Source organism: Pseudophaeobacter leonis, assembly GCF_002087335.1.
Classification (GTDB): Bacteria; Pseudomonadota; Alphaproteobacteria; order Rhodobacterales; family Rhodobacteraceae; genus Pseudophaeobacter; species Pseudophaeobacter leonis.
This window is the reverse complement of the sequence record NZ_MWVJ01000051.1, coordinates 1-13275: the sequence shown is the minus strand read 5'-3', so window position 1 is coordinate 13275 and position 13275 is coordinate 1. Positions and strand designations below refer to the sequence as shown.

At 59.7% G+C, this 13275-nt stretch carries 12 protein-coding genes; 5 read left to right on the top strand and 7 right to left on the bottom strand.

From position 1 onward, the window contains the following. Nucleotides 1-152: 152 nt before the first annotated feature. From B4968_RS12425 to B4968_RS12405, 5 genes are all read left to right on the top strand, one after another. Nucleotides 153-803 carry a carbonic anhydrase gene (locus tag B4968_RS12425; protein WP_083099422.1) on the top strand — a complete coding sequence of 217 codons (651 nt, stop codon included), beginning with the start codon at nt 153-155 and terminating at the stop codon, nt 801-803. A gap of 489 nt (nt 804-1292) precedes the next feature. Next, nucleotides 1293-2465, top strand: coding sequence for an MFS transporter (locus B4968_RS12420; protein WP_083099420.1), 1173 nt, complete (start codon nt 1293-1295; stop codon nt 2463-2465). Between the two features lie 78 nt (nt 2466-2543). Beyond that, on the top strand, nt 2544-3566 hold the full coding sequence (locus B4968_RS12415) for an aspartate-semialdehyde dehydrogenase (protein ID WP_083099401.1): 1023 nt from the start codon (nt 2544-2546) through the stop codon (nt 3564-3566). 128 nt (nt 3567-3694) lie between these two features. Next, on the top strand, nt 3695-4072 hold the full coding sequence (locus B4968_RS12410; protein WP_083099399.1) for an aspartate-semialdehyde dehydrogenase: 378 nt from the start codon (nt 3695-3697) through the stop codon (nt 4070-4072). Nucleotides 4073-4346: 274 nt separating this feature from the next. Beyond that, nucleotides 4347-5996 carry a DUF4139 domain-containing protein gene (locus B4968_RS12405; RefSeq protein ID WP_083099397.1) on the top strand — a complete coding sequence of 550 codons (1650 nt, stop codon included), beginning with the start codon at nt 4347-4349 and terminating at the stop codon, nt 5994-5996. 290 nt (nt 5997-6286) lie between these two features. Here the strand turns inward: B4968_RS12405 and B4968_RS12400 are convergent, their stop codons facing one another. The 7 genes from B4968_RS12400 to B4968_RS12370 form a co-directional block, all read right to left on the bottom strand. Beyond that, on the bottom strand, nt 6287-7357 hold the full coding sequence (locus tag B4968_RS12400; protein WP_083099395.1) for a branched-chain amino acid ABC transporter permease: 1071 nt from the start codon (nt 7355-7357) through the stop codon (nt 6287-6289). Beyond that, nucleotides 7354-8385: a branched-chain amino acid ABC transporter permease gene (locus tag B4968_RS12395; RefSeq protein ID WP_083099394.1), complete on the bottom strand. Its 1032-nt coding sequence runs from the start codon at nt 8383-8385 to the stop codon at nt 7354-7356. Before B4968_RS12395 ends, B4968_RS12400 begins: the two co-directional genes overlap by 4 nt. An 82-nt stretch (nt 8386-8467) precedes the next feature. Beyond that, nucleotides 8468-9217, bottom strand: a complete 750-nt coding sequence (locus tag B4968_RS12390) for an ABC transporter ATP-binding protein (protein ID WP_083099392.1) — start codon at nt 9215-9217, stop codon at nt 8468-8470. Next, the gene (locus tag B4968_RS12385) at nt 9210-9986 is read right to left on the bottom strand and encodes an ABC transporter ATP-binding protein (protein WP_083099419.1); all 777 of its coding nucleotides are present in this window, start codon (nt 9984-9986) and stop codon (nt 9210-9212) included. Before B4968_RS12385 ends, B4968_RS12390 begins: the two co-directional genes overlap by 8 nt. A gap of 154 nt (nt 9987-10140) precedes the next feature. After that, a complete protein-coding gene (locus tag B4968_RS12380) occupies nt 10141-11316 on the bottom strand; it encodes a substrate-binding domain-containing protein (protein ID WP_083099391.1) in 1176 nt (391 codons plus the stop codon). 131 nt (nt 11317-11447) lie between these two features. Further along, a complete protein-coding gene (locus tag B4968_RS12375; RefSeq protein WP_083099389.1) occupies nt 11448-12218 on the bottom strand; it encodes an aldolase/citrate lyase family protein in 771 nt (256 codons plus the stop codon). A 175-nt stretch (nt 12219-12393) separates the two neighbouring features. Next, nucleotides 12394-13275 (bottom strand): pyridoxal phosphate-dependent decarboxylase family protein (locus B4968_RS12370; protein WP_241525722.1); only part of this gene is annotated, 882 nt, incomplete at its 5' end.

The window sequence follows — 13275 nt, the reverse complement described above, 5'->3', positions numbered from 1 at the left end:
TTCACCCTAAATTTAGTGTGCCCCCACGGCACGTTGCCAATTTGCGCTCCAGTGGTTGTCAAAAGGTTTCCACGCGGCTGTTCAAATCGCTCGAATTTGCTAACAATGCAGGATATCAGCACCGCCAAGGCACATATCAGGGGATGCTTCGTATGGAATTTGCCAAACCTCTACCCAGTTATCTGGTCACACGTTACCATGGCTGGAAGGCCACTGCGTATAAGGACAATCAAGGTTGGTACCGCCGACTGGCCGCCGAAGGTCAGCGGCCGCGCGCCATGGTTATTTCCTGTTGCGACAGCCGGGTGCATGTGACCTCGATCTTTGGGGCGGACCAGGGTGAGTTCTTTATTCACCGCAATATTGCCAACCTGGTACCGCCCTATGCGCCTGATGGTGACCATCACGGCACCAGTGCGACGGTGGAATATGCTGTGACCGTGTTAAAGGTCGCGCATCTTATCGTTCTGGGGCATTCGCAATGTGGCGGTGTGCAGGGCTGTATCGACATGTGCGAAGGCCATGCGCCGCTGCTGGAGGCCAAAGAAAGCTTTGTCGGGCGCTGGATGGATATCCTCAAACCCAAGTTCGAGCTGGTTGCCGAGATCGAAGACGAAGAGCAGCAGGCGCGTCAGTTTGAACGTCAGGCGGTTGTCGCCTCGCTGGAGAACCTGATGACCTTTCCCTTTATCGAGGGGGCCGTCAAAGATGGCAGTCTCAGCCTGCATGGGCTGTGGACCGATATCGGTGAAGGCGGGCTGGAGTGTTATGACCCCAAAGCGGAACAGTTCCAGCAAGTCTGAATTTCAGGTCGGGTTTTCGCGCGGTGGAGCAGGGTGCGCTCTGTTACATTTGCAATAAGATTTAATGATTTAACAGGCGGCGTCAGCATTTTTGTTGGCGCCGCCTTGTCCCGACATATATTTCTGCGCCGTCACTCTATGCTGTAATTCGGCGCGCGTCTCGATGCGATTGATTTGTGGGGTGAGACGCGAGCCTAAGAGGTGCGTTTGAGGACGCGCAGGAGGCCAGTCGTGTCAACCCAAACGGGACCCACAGAAAAGCCGCCATCAAGCAAAGCCCCAGTGAGCAAAGCGGCTTAGATGTATGCGCCAAAGTCTGCCCCCCAAATCAGGCATTTTCCATGTCTGCGGTGTTTGCCCATTTCAGTCTTAACTCCCAATTGCAATTGTACCCAAGCGGCAAACATGCAAGCTCGCTGCGCGACCATGGGGCATCAGATGCTCTATGGTCGCGCAAAACAAAAAAACTACCCAAAGGGAGCGCCGAAAATGCAGGCAGGATTGATCATGCTGTGTCTCGCCTATGTGCTGAGCCAGTTTTTCCGGGCCTTTCTGGCCGTTCTGGCCTCGGTTCTGGGGCAGGATATTGGCGCGGCTCCCGATGACCTCGCCTTGGCCTCGGGCATGTGGTTCCTGTCCTTTGCCGCCATGCAGCTGCCGGTGGGCTGGGCATTGGATCACATTGGCCCGCGCCGGACGGCTTCTTGGTTGCTGTTTTTAGGCGGCGCCGGCGGGGCTGCGGTCTTTGCCATGGCGACAACACCGTTTCATGTCAGCATGGCGATGTTCTTTATCGGCATTGGCTGCTCACCGGTGTTGATGGCCTCATACTATATCTTTGCCCGACAGTATCCGGTGGCGCGGTTTGCCACGCTGGCCGCGATGATGCTGGGGATGGGTTCGGTGGGCAATCTTGTGGCCTCCTATCCCACCGCGCTGGCGGTGGATCTGTTTGGCTGGCGCGCGACGCTCTGGGGGCTGGCGCTGGCCTCCTGGCTGGTGGCCTCGGGGATCTTCTTTGCTGTGCAGGACCCGGAAAAGCCTGAAGGCGGGCAAAAGGGATCGGTGCTGGATCTGTTAAGGATGCCGGTGCTCTGGGCGATCTTTCCTTTGATGTTTGTCTGCTACGCGCCGTCAGGTGCGCTGCGGGGGTTGTGGATTGGCCCCTATCTGAGCGATGTCTACGGTCTGGATACCGGCGGAATTGGTCTTGCGACGCTGGTGATGGGCATGGCCATGGTGGCGGGCACCTTTGTTTATGGGCCACTGGACCGGGTGTTTGGCAGTCGCAAATGGGTGATCTTTGGCGGCAATGCGCTGGGCGTGCTGGCGATGCTGGCGCTGATCGCCGTCAGTGGCGCGCCGGTCTGGATGCCAATTGGCGTGATGGCGCTTGTTGGATTTCTGGGCGGATCTTTCCCGGTGGTCATTGCCCATGGGCGCGCCTTTGTGCCGCCGCATCTGGTGGGGCGCGGCGTGACGCTGCTCAACTTCTTTGGCATTGGCGGCGTGGGGATCATGCAATTCGCCTCGGGTCGCCTGCATGGCAGCCTGGCAGGAGGAGAGCCAGCGGCGCCTTATTTGGCGATATTTGGCTTTTTTGCCCTGACTCTGGCGCTGGGCTGTGTGGTTTATCTGTTCAGCCGCGACAGCATGGACTGAGCAGCCCTTTATTCACAGAGAATTTGCCTATAAGAGACCACAGCCGACCACAGGGTCGGATGAAACTGGAGAAACGAAATGGGTTATCGCGTCGTCGTCGTTGGCGCCACAGGCAATGTGGGCCACGAAATGTTGAACATCCTGGCCGAGCGCCAGTTCCCTGCGGATGAGGTTGCTGTTCTGGCCAGCCGTAAATCGCTGGGAACCGAGGTGACGTTCGGCGACAAAACGTTGAAGACCCAGGATCTCGACACCTTTGATTTCACCGGCTGGGACATGGCACTGTTTGCCATTGGATCAGACGCGACAAAGAAATACGCCCCCAAGGCCGCCAAGGCGGGCTGTGTGGTGATCGATAACTCGTCGCTGTACCGCTATGACGCCGACGTGCCGCTGATCGTTCCCGAGGTGAACCCCGAGGCGATCCATGGCTATGCCAAGAAGAACATCATCGCCAACCCCAACTGCTCAACCGCGCAGATGGTTGTGGCGCTGAAGCCGCTGCATGACCGCGCCACGATCAAACGCGTTGTGGTCTCGACCTATCAGTCGGTGTCCGGGTCGGGCAAAGAGGCGATCGACGAGCTGTGGGAGCAGACCAAGTCGATCTACAACCCGACCAAAGAGGTGCCGCCTACGGTGTACCCCAAGCAGATCGCCTTTAATGTGATTCCCCATATCGACGTGTTCATGGACGACGGATCGACCAAAGAAGAATGGAAAATGGTCGCCGAAACCAAGAAAATCATCGATAAATCCATCAAGGTCACGGCCACCTGTGTGCGAGTCCCGGTCTTTGTGGGCCACTCTGAATCGATCAATATTGAAACAGAAGACCATCTTGATGAAGACGAGGCCCGCGACATCCTGCGCGAAGCACCCGGCATCATGGTGATCGATAAGCGCGAAGATGGCGGCTATGTCACCCCGGTTGAATGCGTTGGAGATTTTGCCACGTTTATCAGTCGCATACGCCAGGATTCCACCATCGATAACGGTTTGAATCTGTGGTGCGTCAGCGACAATCTGCGCAAGGGTGCTGCCCTGAACGCGGTACAAATCGCCGAACTTCTGGGCCGCGAAGTGCTCAAGAAAGGCTAAAGCTTTTTGTACTTTTGGTTAGGAGGGCCGCTTCGCAAGAGGTGGCCCTTACTCTTTTGCAGGACTGCCCAAATCTGGCCACAAAATCCAATATTCTGAGTGTGGGATTTGAAAACGGGATGTGAGCCATGTACTCGAAAGATTTTGAACGCGAAACACAGACAACCGGTGATTCAGCGATGCAGCAGACAGCCTGGTCCAGCGCCAGTGATCAGGATCGTATGGATACGGAGATGGCGATCCAGCTGCGTATCATGCTGACGCCAGATTTCCAGCGGGCCAAGACCTGGTCAGAGCTGCGCAGCGGGCTGCAAGACAAAGGGTTCTACATGAAGCGTACCAAGGGGCATATGCACCTCTTTGATGCGCAAAGCCACGTCAAGATCTGCACCTGTGGCTTTCTTGGCTTTCCGTCCAGTGATCTGGAACAGCGGTTCAAGCGGGTGCGCCCCGTCCGCAAGGCTCCGACCCGTCTGGCCGCAGAGCTGGCTCCGGCGCAACACTGAGACCTTGCCGATACAACAGTATTGAGAGTTGACCACTGGCTGCGCAGGATCTGCGGTCGTGCCAGTGAGGATGAAAACGGTGCCAGAACGGCACCGTTTTTGCATTTGCGCAGGAGGGTTTTTGGCCAGGGAAATTGGCCAGAGGTCGGCAAATTTGCGCCAAGGGGCGCAGCCAGAGGAACTACCACTTTTGTCTGGACGCCCGGGCTCTACTATGGCGACACATCTTTTGACCCTTTCGTTCATGCCTTCCAAAACCAGATAGAGATTTCCCATGCGTTTTTCCCTCTCCCTTTTTTCGCTGCTGGCCAGTTCGGTCGCCTCTTTTGCCTGGGGCGGTGACATTGCGGTCACCAGCCGGGTGGCTGAGGTCCCGGTATTTCCGCAGCTGGCCGAGATCACCCGGCGGGCGGATCTTGACCTGCCTTTGGGGCAGCATCGCCTGATCCTGAGCAATATTCCCAAAACCGCTGATCTGGAGACGCTGCAGATTGATCTGACTGGGGCGGATCAGACCGCGTTGCTGTTTCGCTATGACGGCGTCCCGCCGCGCACTGCAAATGACCCGGAGCTGCTGGCCGCCGAGGCGGTGATCAAGGAGATCGAGGCGCGTATTCAAAGCGTCTATGACGCCTCAGGCCAGGCCAGGTCCGCGGCCTCGGCCGCCGAGACCGCCATTGGCTTTCTGGAACAACTGGGCAGCAATGAAGGTCTTGCTGATGCGGGCGCTGACGCGCTGCGCCAGATCACCCGGATGATCTCGCAGGAGGCCGATGCCGCAGGCAAACAGGCGCTGGCGGCGCAGATCCGTGCCCGCAACATCGAAGCTGAGCTGGAGGCGCTGCAAGACGAGCTGCAGGCGGCTGTGCAGGCGCTGGCGGCGATTTCGCGCGAGGACAGCGACCGGCTCTATCTGGTGGTCGAGGTGGATGTTCCGGAGGCCGGAGCCGGCCAGCTGGAGCTGCGCTATTTCACCAAGGGTGAGGTCTATTCAGAGCCTAGCTATGCCTGGCATCTGACCACGGGAGGCATGGCTAAGGTATCACTGCAGCGCGGATTTGGCGTAAGCCAGAATACCGGCGAAAACTGGGAGGCGGTGGATCTGACGATCTCGACCCTGGAGCCGGGCGAGCAGGGCGCGCCCTCCTATCTGCCGCCATTGTTGCGCCGGGTTGGGACGCCTCGTCCGGACCCATGGCAACGCCTGTTGTCACAAAGTGATTTTGCCGCCTCTGAGGCGCCGATGGTCGAGGCCGTTGTCATGGAGGATGCGCGTGCTGGGGCGAGCTGGGGGGCTGACACCAGCGGGCCGGGGGTGAGCTATCACTTTAGCCATCCGGTTTCGATTGCCTCTGGCGCGGATATCCTGCGGCTGGATATGGACAGGCTGACCACCGAGGCCAAGGTTTTGGCCGTGGCAGTTCCCGCCCGCGATGAAACAGCGTATCGCGTGGCTGAGATCAGCAATACATTTGGTGAGGACCTGCTGGCGGCAGACTGGGTGCCCCATTTTATGGATGGCAAGCTGGTTACCTTTGCCGCCTTTGCGGGGCTTGCGGCTGGCCAGGAGGCGGCACTTGGCTTTGGCGCCATCCGCGGGTTGCGTCTGGCGCGGGATGTGCTGCAGAAAAGCGACGGTGAACGCGGGGTGATTTCGCGCAGCAATCAGCGCGAGGAAGCGGTGGAGATCTCGGCGGTGAACCTGACCGCAGAGACCTGGCCGCTGCGCCTGCTGGACCGGGTGCCTTATAGTCAGCAGGAGGAGTTGGAAATTGACTGGGTTGCCGCGCCGCGCCCCGCGCATGAGAATGTCGATAAACAACGCGGTATTCTGGCCTGGGAATTTGATCTGGCGCCCGGTGAAGACAGGCTGATCCGGCTGGAAACCACCCTGAGCTGGCCTGAGGGCAAGCAACTGCGCTGAGCCTTTTGACTGAGGGCGGTGGGCTCCCGCGCGGAACAGGGATGGATCAAAGATCCACCCGTTCCCGTTGGGCCCGGCACCGCTGTCGCGGTGCTTGTTGTTAAGAGAGGCACCGCGACAGCGGTGCAAAGAGAAAATCTGCTGAGAAGGCCATCAGGGACAGATCTGCCCTGATGGACCTTTATTGAGTTTCTTTTAGGGCAGGCGCGTCAAGGGTGAACCGCGCGATGCGCGGCCGCTGATGCGGCCCTTGACCCGATTTTCAACTCTTGCTCTGCCTGATGCTGTTTTTAGCGATTGCCGCGCAGTCGGCCGACTACGCCGGTGGGGAAGAAATAGACGCTGAGGATGAACAGCACACCGAGCCACAACAGCCAGCGGTCAGCGCTGAGCAGTTCTGGCAGAATGGGCAGGCCCTCGACCAGTCCAGAGGCCGCCCCCATCAGGTTTTGCAGATAGTTCTGCGCCAGCACAAACAGGGTGGCTCCGATCATGGCGCCATAGAGCGTGCCCATGCCGCCGATCACCACCATGAGCAGGATGTCAATCATCAGCTCCATCGACAGCACCGTGTCAGGCCCGACGTAGCGCAGCCAGACCGCATAGAGCGACCCTGCCAGGGCGGCGACTGCAGCCGACAGGCAGGTGGCGGCAACGCGGTAGTAGACCACCCGGTAGCCAATGGATTCGGCGCGAAAATCATTTTCGCGGCTCGCCTGCAACACCCGGCCAAAAGGGGAATTCACCACCCGCAGCAAGGCGAGAAACAGCACCAGGGCACCGATAAAGACAAAGTAATAGGCCAGGAGCTTGCCGTTCAGTTTTACTCCAAACAGGGTGCCGCCAAAGTTCTCTGGCCCGAATTTAAGGGCGGGGCCCAAAGCGCGCGGCGTTTTAAATGCCAGCCCGTCTTCGCCGCCGGTGAGGCCCGACAACTGGCTGACAAGCACCGCCACAGCCGAGGCCACAGCGAGGGTGATCATGGCAAAAAAGATCGCCCGCACCCGCAGGGAAAACAGACCAATCAGCAGCGCCAAAGCGGCAGCGAGACCGGCGCCGGCCAAACTGCCGATGGCGATGGCGTCGAAGCCGCGCCCCATGTGTGTTGAAGTGAGCGCGACACCGTAGGCGCCAATACCAAAGAACATGGTATGGGCAAAGCTGACGATGCCACCATAGCCCAGCAGCAGATCATAGCTGGCCACCAGCACGATAAAGATACAGATCCGCGCGGCGGTATCGACGGTGCGCACGCCGGGAAACAGAAAGGGCGCCAGCGCCAGGCAGATCAGAATGCCTCCAAGGATCAGCGCCAGGGGCAGCGAGCGCGGCAGGTCGCCAGATAGAAGAGAGCGGATCATTTTGCTTTTACCACCGGAATCATGCCCATAGGGCGCCACATCAGGATGGTGACCATCAGGGCAATATTGGAAATCAGCGCTGCCTTTGGCTCGATAAAGGCGATGTAGTTCTGCATCAGCCCCACCAGAAGTGCTCCAAAAAAACACCCCTCAACCGAGCCAAGCCCGCCAATGATCACCACGATAAAGATCAGGATCATGTCGTGATTGCCCATATGGGCGGTGATGACCTCTTGGTAGAGCGCCCACATCACGCCGCCAAGGCCGGCCAGGGCAGAGCCTGCAATGAAGACGCCGACAAAGACCAGTTTCAGCCGGTAGCCCAGGGCCTCGACCATCTCGCCGTTCTCGACCCCGGCGCGCACGATCAGGCCAATTTTGGTGCGGCGCAGCACCCAGCGCATCAGGCCAAAGACCACAAGACCCACGACGACGGCAACCAGACGGAATTTCTCGATTGCGGCACCGGCAAAGGTAATGGCGCCTTTCAGCGCTTCGGGGCGGTTGAAATAGATCTCTTCCGGCCCCCAGAGCACAATGATCAGTTGTTCCACCACGATCAGCCCGCCCATGGTGACCAGGATCTGTTTCAGGTGATGGCCATACACCGGCGCGACGATGACCTTTTCAAAGGCCCCGCCCCTCAGTTCGGTGGCCACCATGGCCCCAAGGACTGCCAGCAATACGGCCCCGAGGTTGAGCATCAAGGACGGAGTTGCAGTCATATGGCCCAACTCCGTCAGCACGGTGATGCCGATAAATGCGCCGACTGACACAAAGGCGCCGTGGCCAAAGTTGATCACATCCATCAGGCCAAAAACCAGTGTCAGGCCCGAGGCCATGAGAAAGATCATCATCCCCATGGCGAGGCCCGAGACCGTGAGCGTCAGCCAACTGGCCGGGTTCATGATGGCGACAAATCCCGCCAGCGCCAGCAGGGGCACCAGCAGCACCGGCATATGTGGCGCAATCCGCTCGGCCAGGGTGGCCTGCGCCATGGTGGGGGCATGTTCGGGGGCGGCGCTCATCTGCGATCTCCCTTGGAGCAAGGCGGCAGCGTGGCGTCAGGCCGTGCCGCTGCGACTGTGAGAAATGGGGTGGCGGACATGTTCAATGCGCCTCCATGCTGAGGCCCATGAGGCGTTCCTGCAGGGCCGCGTCGCCGCCCAGTTCAGCCATCTGGCCGGACCAGATCATGCGGCCATCGTCCATCACATTGGCGCTGTCTCCCAGCGCGCGGGCGACGGCAAAATTCTGCTCGACCAGCAGCACGGATGATCCCTGATCCTTTAGGTCTTTCAGGGCCTTGGCCATGGTAGAGATAATCGCGGGCGCGAGGCCTTTGGTCGGCTCATCAATCAGGTAGAGCCTGCGTTCCTCGACCATGGCGCGGGCAATCGACAGCATCTGTTTCTGCCCCCCCGAGAGTGTACCGGCGTCTGATTTCCAGAATGTCTTGAGCGGCGGGAAGGCGGTAAAGATCCAGTCGAGCCGCGCGGAATTTATCGGCCCAGAGGCCGCCGCCAGCACCATGTTTTCCTCAACCGTGAGGTCGGAAAAAATGCCCATGTCTTCGGGCACAAACCCAACGCCCGGCTGGGCGATGGCGGGGGTGGGCAGTTTGGTGATGTCTTCGCCGTCAAACAGGATGCGCCCCTGATGGGCGCGCCAATGGCCGATAATTGTCCGCATCGTGGTGGTCTTGCCAACGCCATTGCGGCCCAGCAGCATGGTGAGAGCGCCGCGCGGCACCACCAGGTCGACTCCCTGCAGAATGTGGTATTGCGCGATATTGGTGCAGACGCCCTCGAGCTGCAGGATCGGGTCAGTTGGGGCTTGCGTCGGGAGTGCATCAGACATCTGCCAGAATTCCTTCGAGACCGCGGCCCATATAGGCCTCTTGTACCACATCCGAGGCCATCACCTCGGCCGGAGGGCCATCGGCGGCCAGTGCACCATTGTGCAACACGATAATGCGATCCGCAGCCTCGCGGATCACGTCCATCTTGTGTTCGACCAGCAGAATGCTGCGGTCCTTTTGCTCTTTCAGCTCGGCAATGAGATCCAGCACCACCGGGGCCTCATCGACGCTCATGCCGGCGGTGGGTTCGTCAAACATATAGACATCCGGGTCCTGGGCGATCAGCAGCGCCACCTCAAGCTTGCGCTGATTGCCGTGCGACAGCTCTGACACCACCTGATTGCGCAGATCCAGCAGGCGGACGCGGGCAAGGATCGCTTCGGCCTCCTCCGTCAGATCCTGATGCCGTGACACCATCGACCAGAGATTGAAACCACGGCCCCGTCTGGCCTGCACCACCAGGCGCAGGTTTTCCAGCACCGAGAGGCCGGGAAACAGATTGGTCAGCTGAAAGGCGCGACCGATGCCGGCCTTGGTGCGGGCTGAGACGGACGCGCGGGTGATGTCACGCCCCCGCAGGGCAACGCGGCCCGCCGAGGTGGGGATCTGACCAGAGATCAGATTGAAATAGGTGGTCTTGCCCGCGCCATTGGGGCCGACGATGGCCGTCAGCTCACCGGCGTGAAAGGCACAACTCACGGCGTCTACGGCCACATGTCCACCAAAGCGGACCGTCAGGTCGGTGGTTTTCAGAATGGGGTCTGTCATTTCAATCTCGGAGTGGTCTCTGATGACGCGCGCCTGCGACCGGCTGTGCGTCTGTTCTGAGACAATGGGCAGATCTGAGGCTTGTTGCCCTCTGCTTGAAACCATGGCCCAAAGAGGGGATCTCTGGGCCATGGAGACTGGGGTTTATGCCGGCTTACTGGTTGCGGATCGGGATCGGCATCTCGTCGATTGTCAGCTCACGCACCAGCTCTGGGACGGCCCATTCAACACCCTCCTGCACGGTGAGCTTGAAGTGATACATTGATTGCAGCGCCTGATGATCCTCCGCACGGAAGCGCATGGTGCCTTTGGGGGTCTCCCACTCCATGCCTTCCATCGCGGTGATCAGCGCTTCGGTGTCGGTAGAGCCCGCCTTGCGAATGGCCTCAACGGCGGCAATGCCTGCGGCCATGCCACCGGCGGTGAAGAAATCAGGTGGCCCGTCAAAGCGTTCAAAATGGGGTTTGACCAGCCAGTCGTTTACCTCATTGTCGGGCAGCTCGTAGTAGTAATAGGTGCCGCCTTCCATGCCCTCGTAGTCTTTAAACCCTTTCAGGGCCGCGAGAATATTGCCAACACCGGCAAATTCGATGCCAAAGCGGCCCGGATCCATGGCGTTGATCTTACCCAGCGGGTTGCCACCGCCTGCCCAGATCACAAACAGCTTTTTGGTGCCGTCCAGATCCTTCATGGCGTTAAAAATACGCTCGCCTGCGGCGGTGAAATCGGTGGTGTCGGTGGGGGCGTATTCCTCATGCACCAGCTCGATGCCCTGACTGGCCAGGGCTTCGCGGAAGGCGGCGATGCCGTCGCGGCCAAAGGCATAGTCCTGCGCCAGCGTGGCGATCTTGACGTTGTCGCCAGCCAGCGCGATGGCGCTGGAGACCGCATCCTGCGACGAGTTGCGCGAGGTGCGGAAGATATAGCGGTTCCAGTTGGAGCCGGTGATGCTGTCGGCCACGGCGGGCTCAACAATCAGGATCTTTTCATATTCTTCGGCGACAGGCAGCATGGCCAGGGCCACGCCCGAGCTGACCGGGCCGATCGCGAGATCCACCTCGTCGTCGCCGTAGGCCTCTTCCAGCAGGGCCTTGCCATTCTCCGGCTTCAGCTGGGTGTCTTTCTCGATCATGATGATCGGCTCGCCATTGATCTCCATGGTGCCGCCAGTGGCATATTCCAGCCCCAGCATCAGGCCATCATGGCTCTGTTTGGCATAGGCCTCGAAGGGGCCGGTCTTGCCGTAGATATGGGCAATTTTGATATCTGCGGTGGCGGCCGAAGCCAGTGCCAGCGCAGAGACCATTCCTGCAAGCAAAGTGCGTTTCATGTCGTTCCTCCCTGAGGGCGCGCCAATTTCGGCTGGCGCAGTCTCGCTCCTGTGCCTTCAGGCTAACGGCGGCCTTACATTTTGGTCAATTGCAGGGAAATACGTATGTGCCGCATGTCCCTGCACGAGGACTACTTTGCCTTCCACCCGGCTGCAAGGCGGCGCGCGGTCTGGGCGAGGAGCAGCACATCAATGCCAACGGCCAGAAACTGCGCCCCCATGTCGAAATAGGCCTGTGTGGCCTCTTCGGTGACGCCCAGAATGCCCGGTGCCTTGCCTGCGGCCCTGATGCGGCTGATGGCCTCGGCGACGACGGCGCGCACCTCAGGATGGGCAGAATTGCCCTGATGGCCCATGTCAGTTGACAGATCTGAGGGACCTATAAACACGCCATCAATGCCCTCAACCGCGAGGATATCGTCAAGGTTGGCAATCCCTGCGCGGGTTTCTACCTGCAACAGCAGGCAGACCTGCGCGTCCGCCGTTTGGATATATTCGCTGACAGAGCCAAAACGGCTGGCGCGGGCAGCAGTGGCGCCGACGCCACGGGTGCCATGGGGCGGATACTGGCAGGCGCGCACCATGTCGCGGGCCTGTTCGGCCGTCTCGATCATCGGGACCAGGATGTTTTGGGCACCGACATCCAGCGCCTGTTTCACCATCCAGGTCTCGCCAATGGGCAGCCGCACCACCGGGTGGCTGGGCGAGGCCTCAAGAGCCATCAGCTGATCGCGGATCGAGCGGATGTCATTGGGGGCGTGTTCGCCGTCAATCACCAGCCAGTCAAAACCGGCGGTGCCCATGATTTCGGCGGCGGGCGCTTCGGCAAAGCACATCCAGCAGCCGATCTGGCGTTCGCCACGGGCGAGGGCCTGTTTGAAGGTATTTATTGGCGCGGGCATAGAAAAACCTCGTTCAGATAAAGAGCATGGCATGAGCGCCAAAGGATCTTAGTCCCGGCGCCTGTCTCAGCGCCGGATACTATAGTTTGGGGCACAACTGTGCCTATTCGCAGACGATATCTCTGGCTTTGATCCCCTGTCCAGAGGCGGCCTGATCCCCCGCTTGCGGCGCAGCTCAGAGCTGAGATGCGATCTCAGTGATGACCGCATGAGCCATCATCACGTCTGCTTCGGTGGTTTCGAACTGGCCGGCCTGAAAGCGGATCACCAGATCGCCATCGACCCGCGTCTGGGTCAGATAAATCCGGCCGTCATCGTTGATGGCATTGACCAGCCTGAGGTTCAGATCATCGAGATCTTCGGCACCTTCGGGCGCATAGCGAAAGGTCCAGAGCGACCACATTGGCGGAGTAATAATCTGAAAATCAGGCTCTAACGCGAGGCTGTCGTGCAATTTTTGCGACCAGTCTATGTGGTTGCGCAGCCTCTGGCGCAGCCCTTCCAGCCCATAGGTGCGGATCAGGAACCAGATCTTGAGCGCGCGAAACCGCCGCCCCAGGGGCACTGACCATTCCGAGTAATTGATGATGCCATCCTTGCCGTGGGTCTTCAGGTACTCGGGGCTGATGGCCAGTGTCTGCACCAGATCATCGGGGTTTTTCAGGAAATGCGCTGAGCAGTCGAACTGCACACCAAGCCATTTATGTGGATTGAACACGATGCTGTCGGCTCGCTCAACACCGGGCCAGTAGTGGCGATATTCAGGACAGATCATCGCAGAGCCGGCCCAGGCGGCATCAATATGACTATAGAGCCCGTACTCCTCGGCGATCTGCAAACAGGCATCCACCGGATCGGTGGCACCAGTGCCCGTACCGCCAACACAGAGGATCAGGCCCGCCGGTTGCAGCCCGGCGGCAATGTCGGCCTCGATTGCCTGGCGCAGGGCGTCGGGGTCCATGCCGCGCCAGTCGCCTTTGATCGGCACGCGCACCAGGTTCTGCTGGCCGATACCGGCCACCAGAATGGCGCGATCCACCGAGGTGTGCACACCTCG

What these genes read in the sequence shown, in the direction of transcription:
- B4968_RS12425 (WP_083099422.1), top strand. Translation starts at nt 153, where the DNA reads ATGGAATTTGCCAAACCTCTACCCAGTTATCTGGTCACACGTTACCAT.
- B4968_RS12420 (WP_083099420.1), top strand. Translation starts at nt 1,293, where the DNA reads ATGCAGGCAGGATTGATCATGCTGTGTCTCGCCTATGTGCTGAGCCAG.
- B4968_RS12415 (WP_083099401.1), top strand. Translation starts at nt 2,544, where the DNA reads ATGGGTTATCGCGTCGTCGTCGTTGGCGCCACAGGCAATGTGGGCCAC.
- B4968_RS12410 (WP_083099399.1), top strand. Translation starts at nt 3,695, where the DNA reads ATGTACTCGAAAGATTTTGAACGCGAAACACAGACAACCGGTGATTCA.
- B4968_RS12405 (WP_083099397.1), top strand. Translation starts at nt 4,347, where the DNA reads ATGCGTTTTTCCCTCTCCCTTTTTTCGCTGCTGGCCAGTTCGGTCGCC.
- B4968_RS12400 (WP_083099395.1), bottom strand. Translation starts at nt 7,357, where the DNA reads ATGATCCGCTCTCTTCTATCTGGCGACCTGCCGCGCTCGCTGCCCCTG.
- B4968_RS12395 (WP_083099394.1), bottom strand. Translation starts at nt 8,385, where the DNA reads ATGAGCGCCGCCCCCGAACATGCCCCCACCATGGCGCAGGCCACCCTG.
- B4968_RS12390 (WP_083099392.1), bottom strand. Translation starts at nt 9,217, where the DNA reads ATGTCTGATGCACTCCCGACGCAAGCCCCAACTGACCCGATCCTGCAG.
- B4968_RS12385 (WP_083099419.1), bottom strand. Translation starts at nt 9,986, where the DNA reads ATGACAGACCCCATTCTGAAAACCACCGACCTGACGGTCCGCTTTGGT.
- B4968_RS12380 (WP_083099391.1), bottom strand. Translation starts at nt 11,316, where the DNA reads ATGAAACGCACTTTGCTTGCAGGAATGGTCTCTGCGCTGGCACTGGCT.
- B4968_RS12375 (WP_083099389.1), bottom strand. Translation starts at nt 12,218, where the DNA reads ATGCCCGCGCCAATAAATACCTTCAAACAGGCCCTCGCCCGTGGCGAA.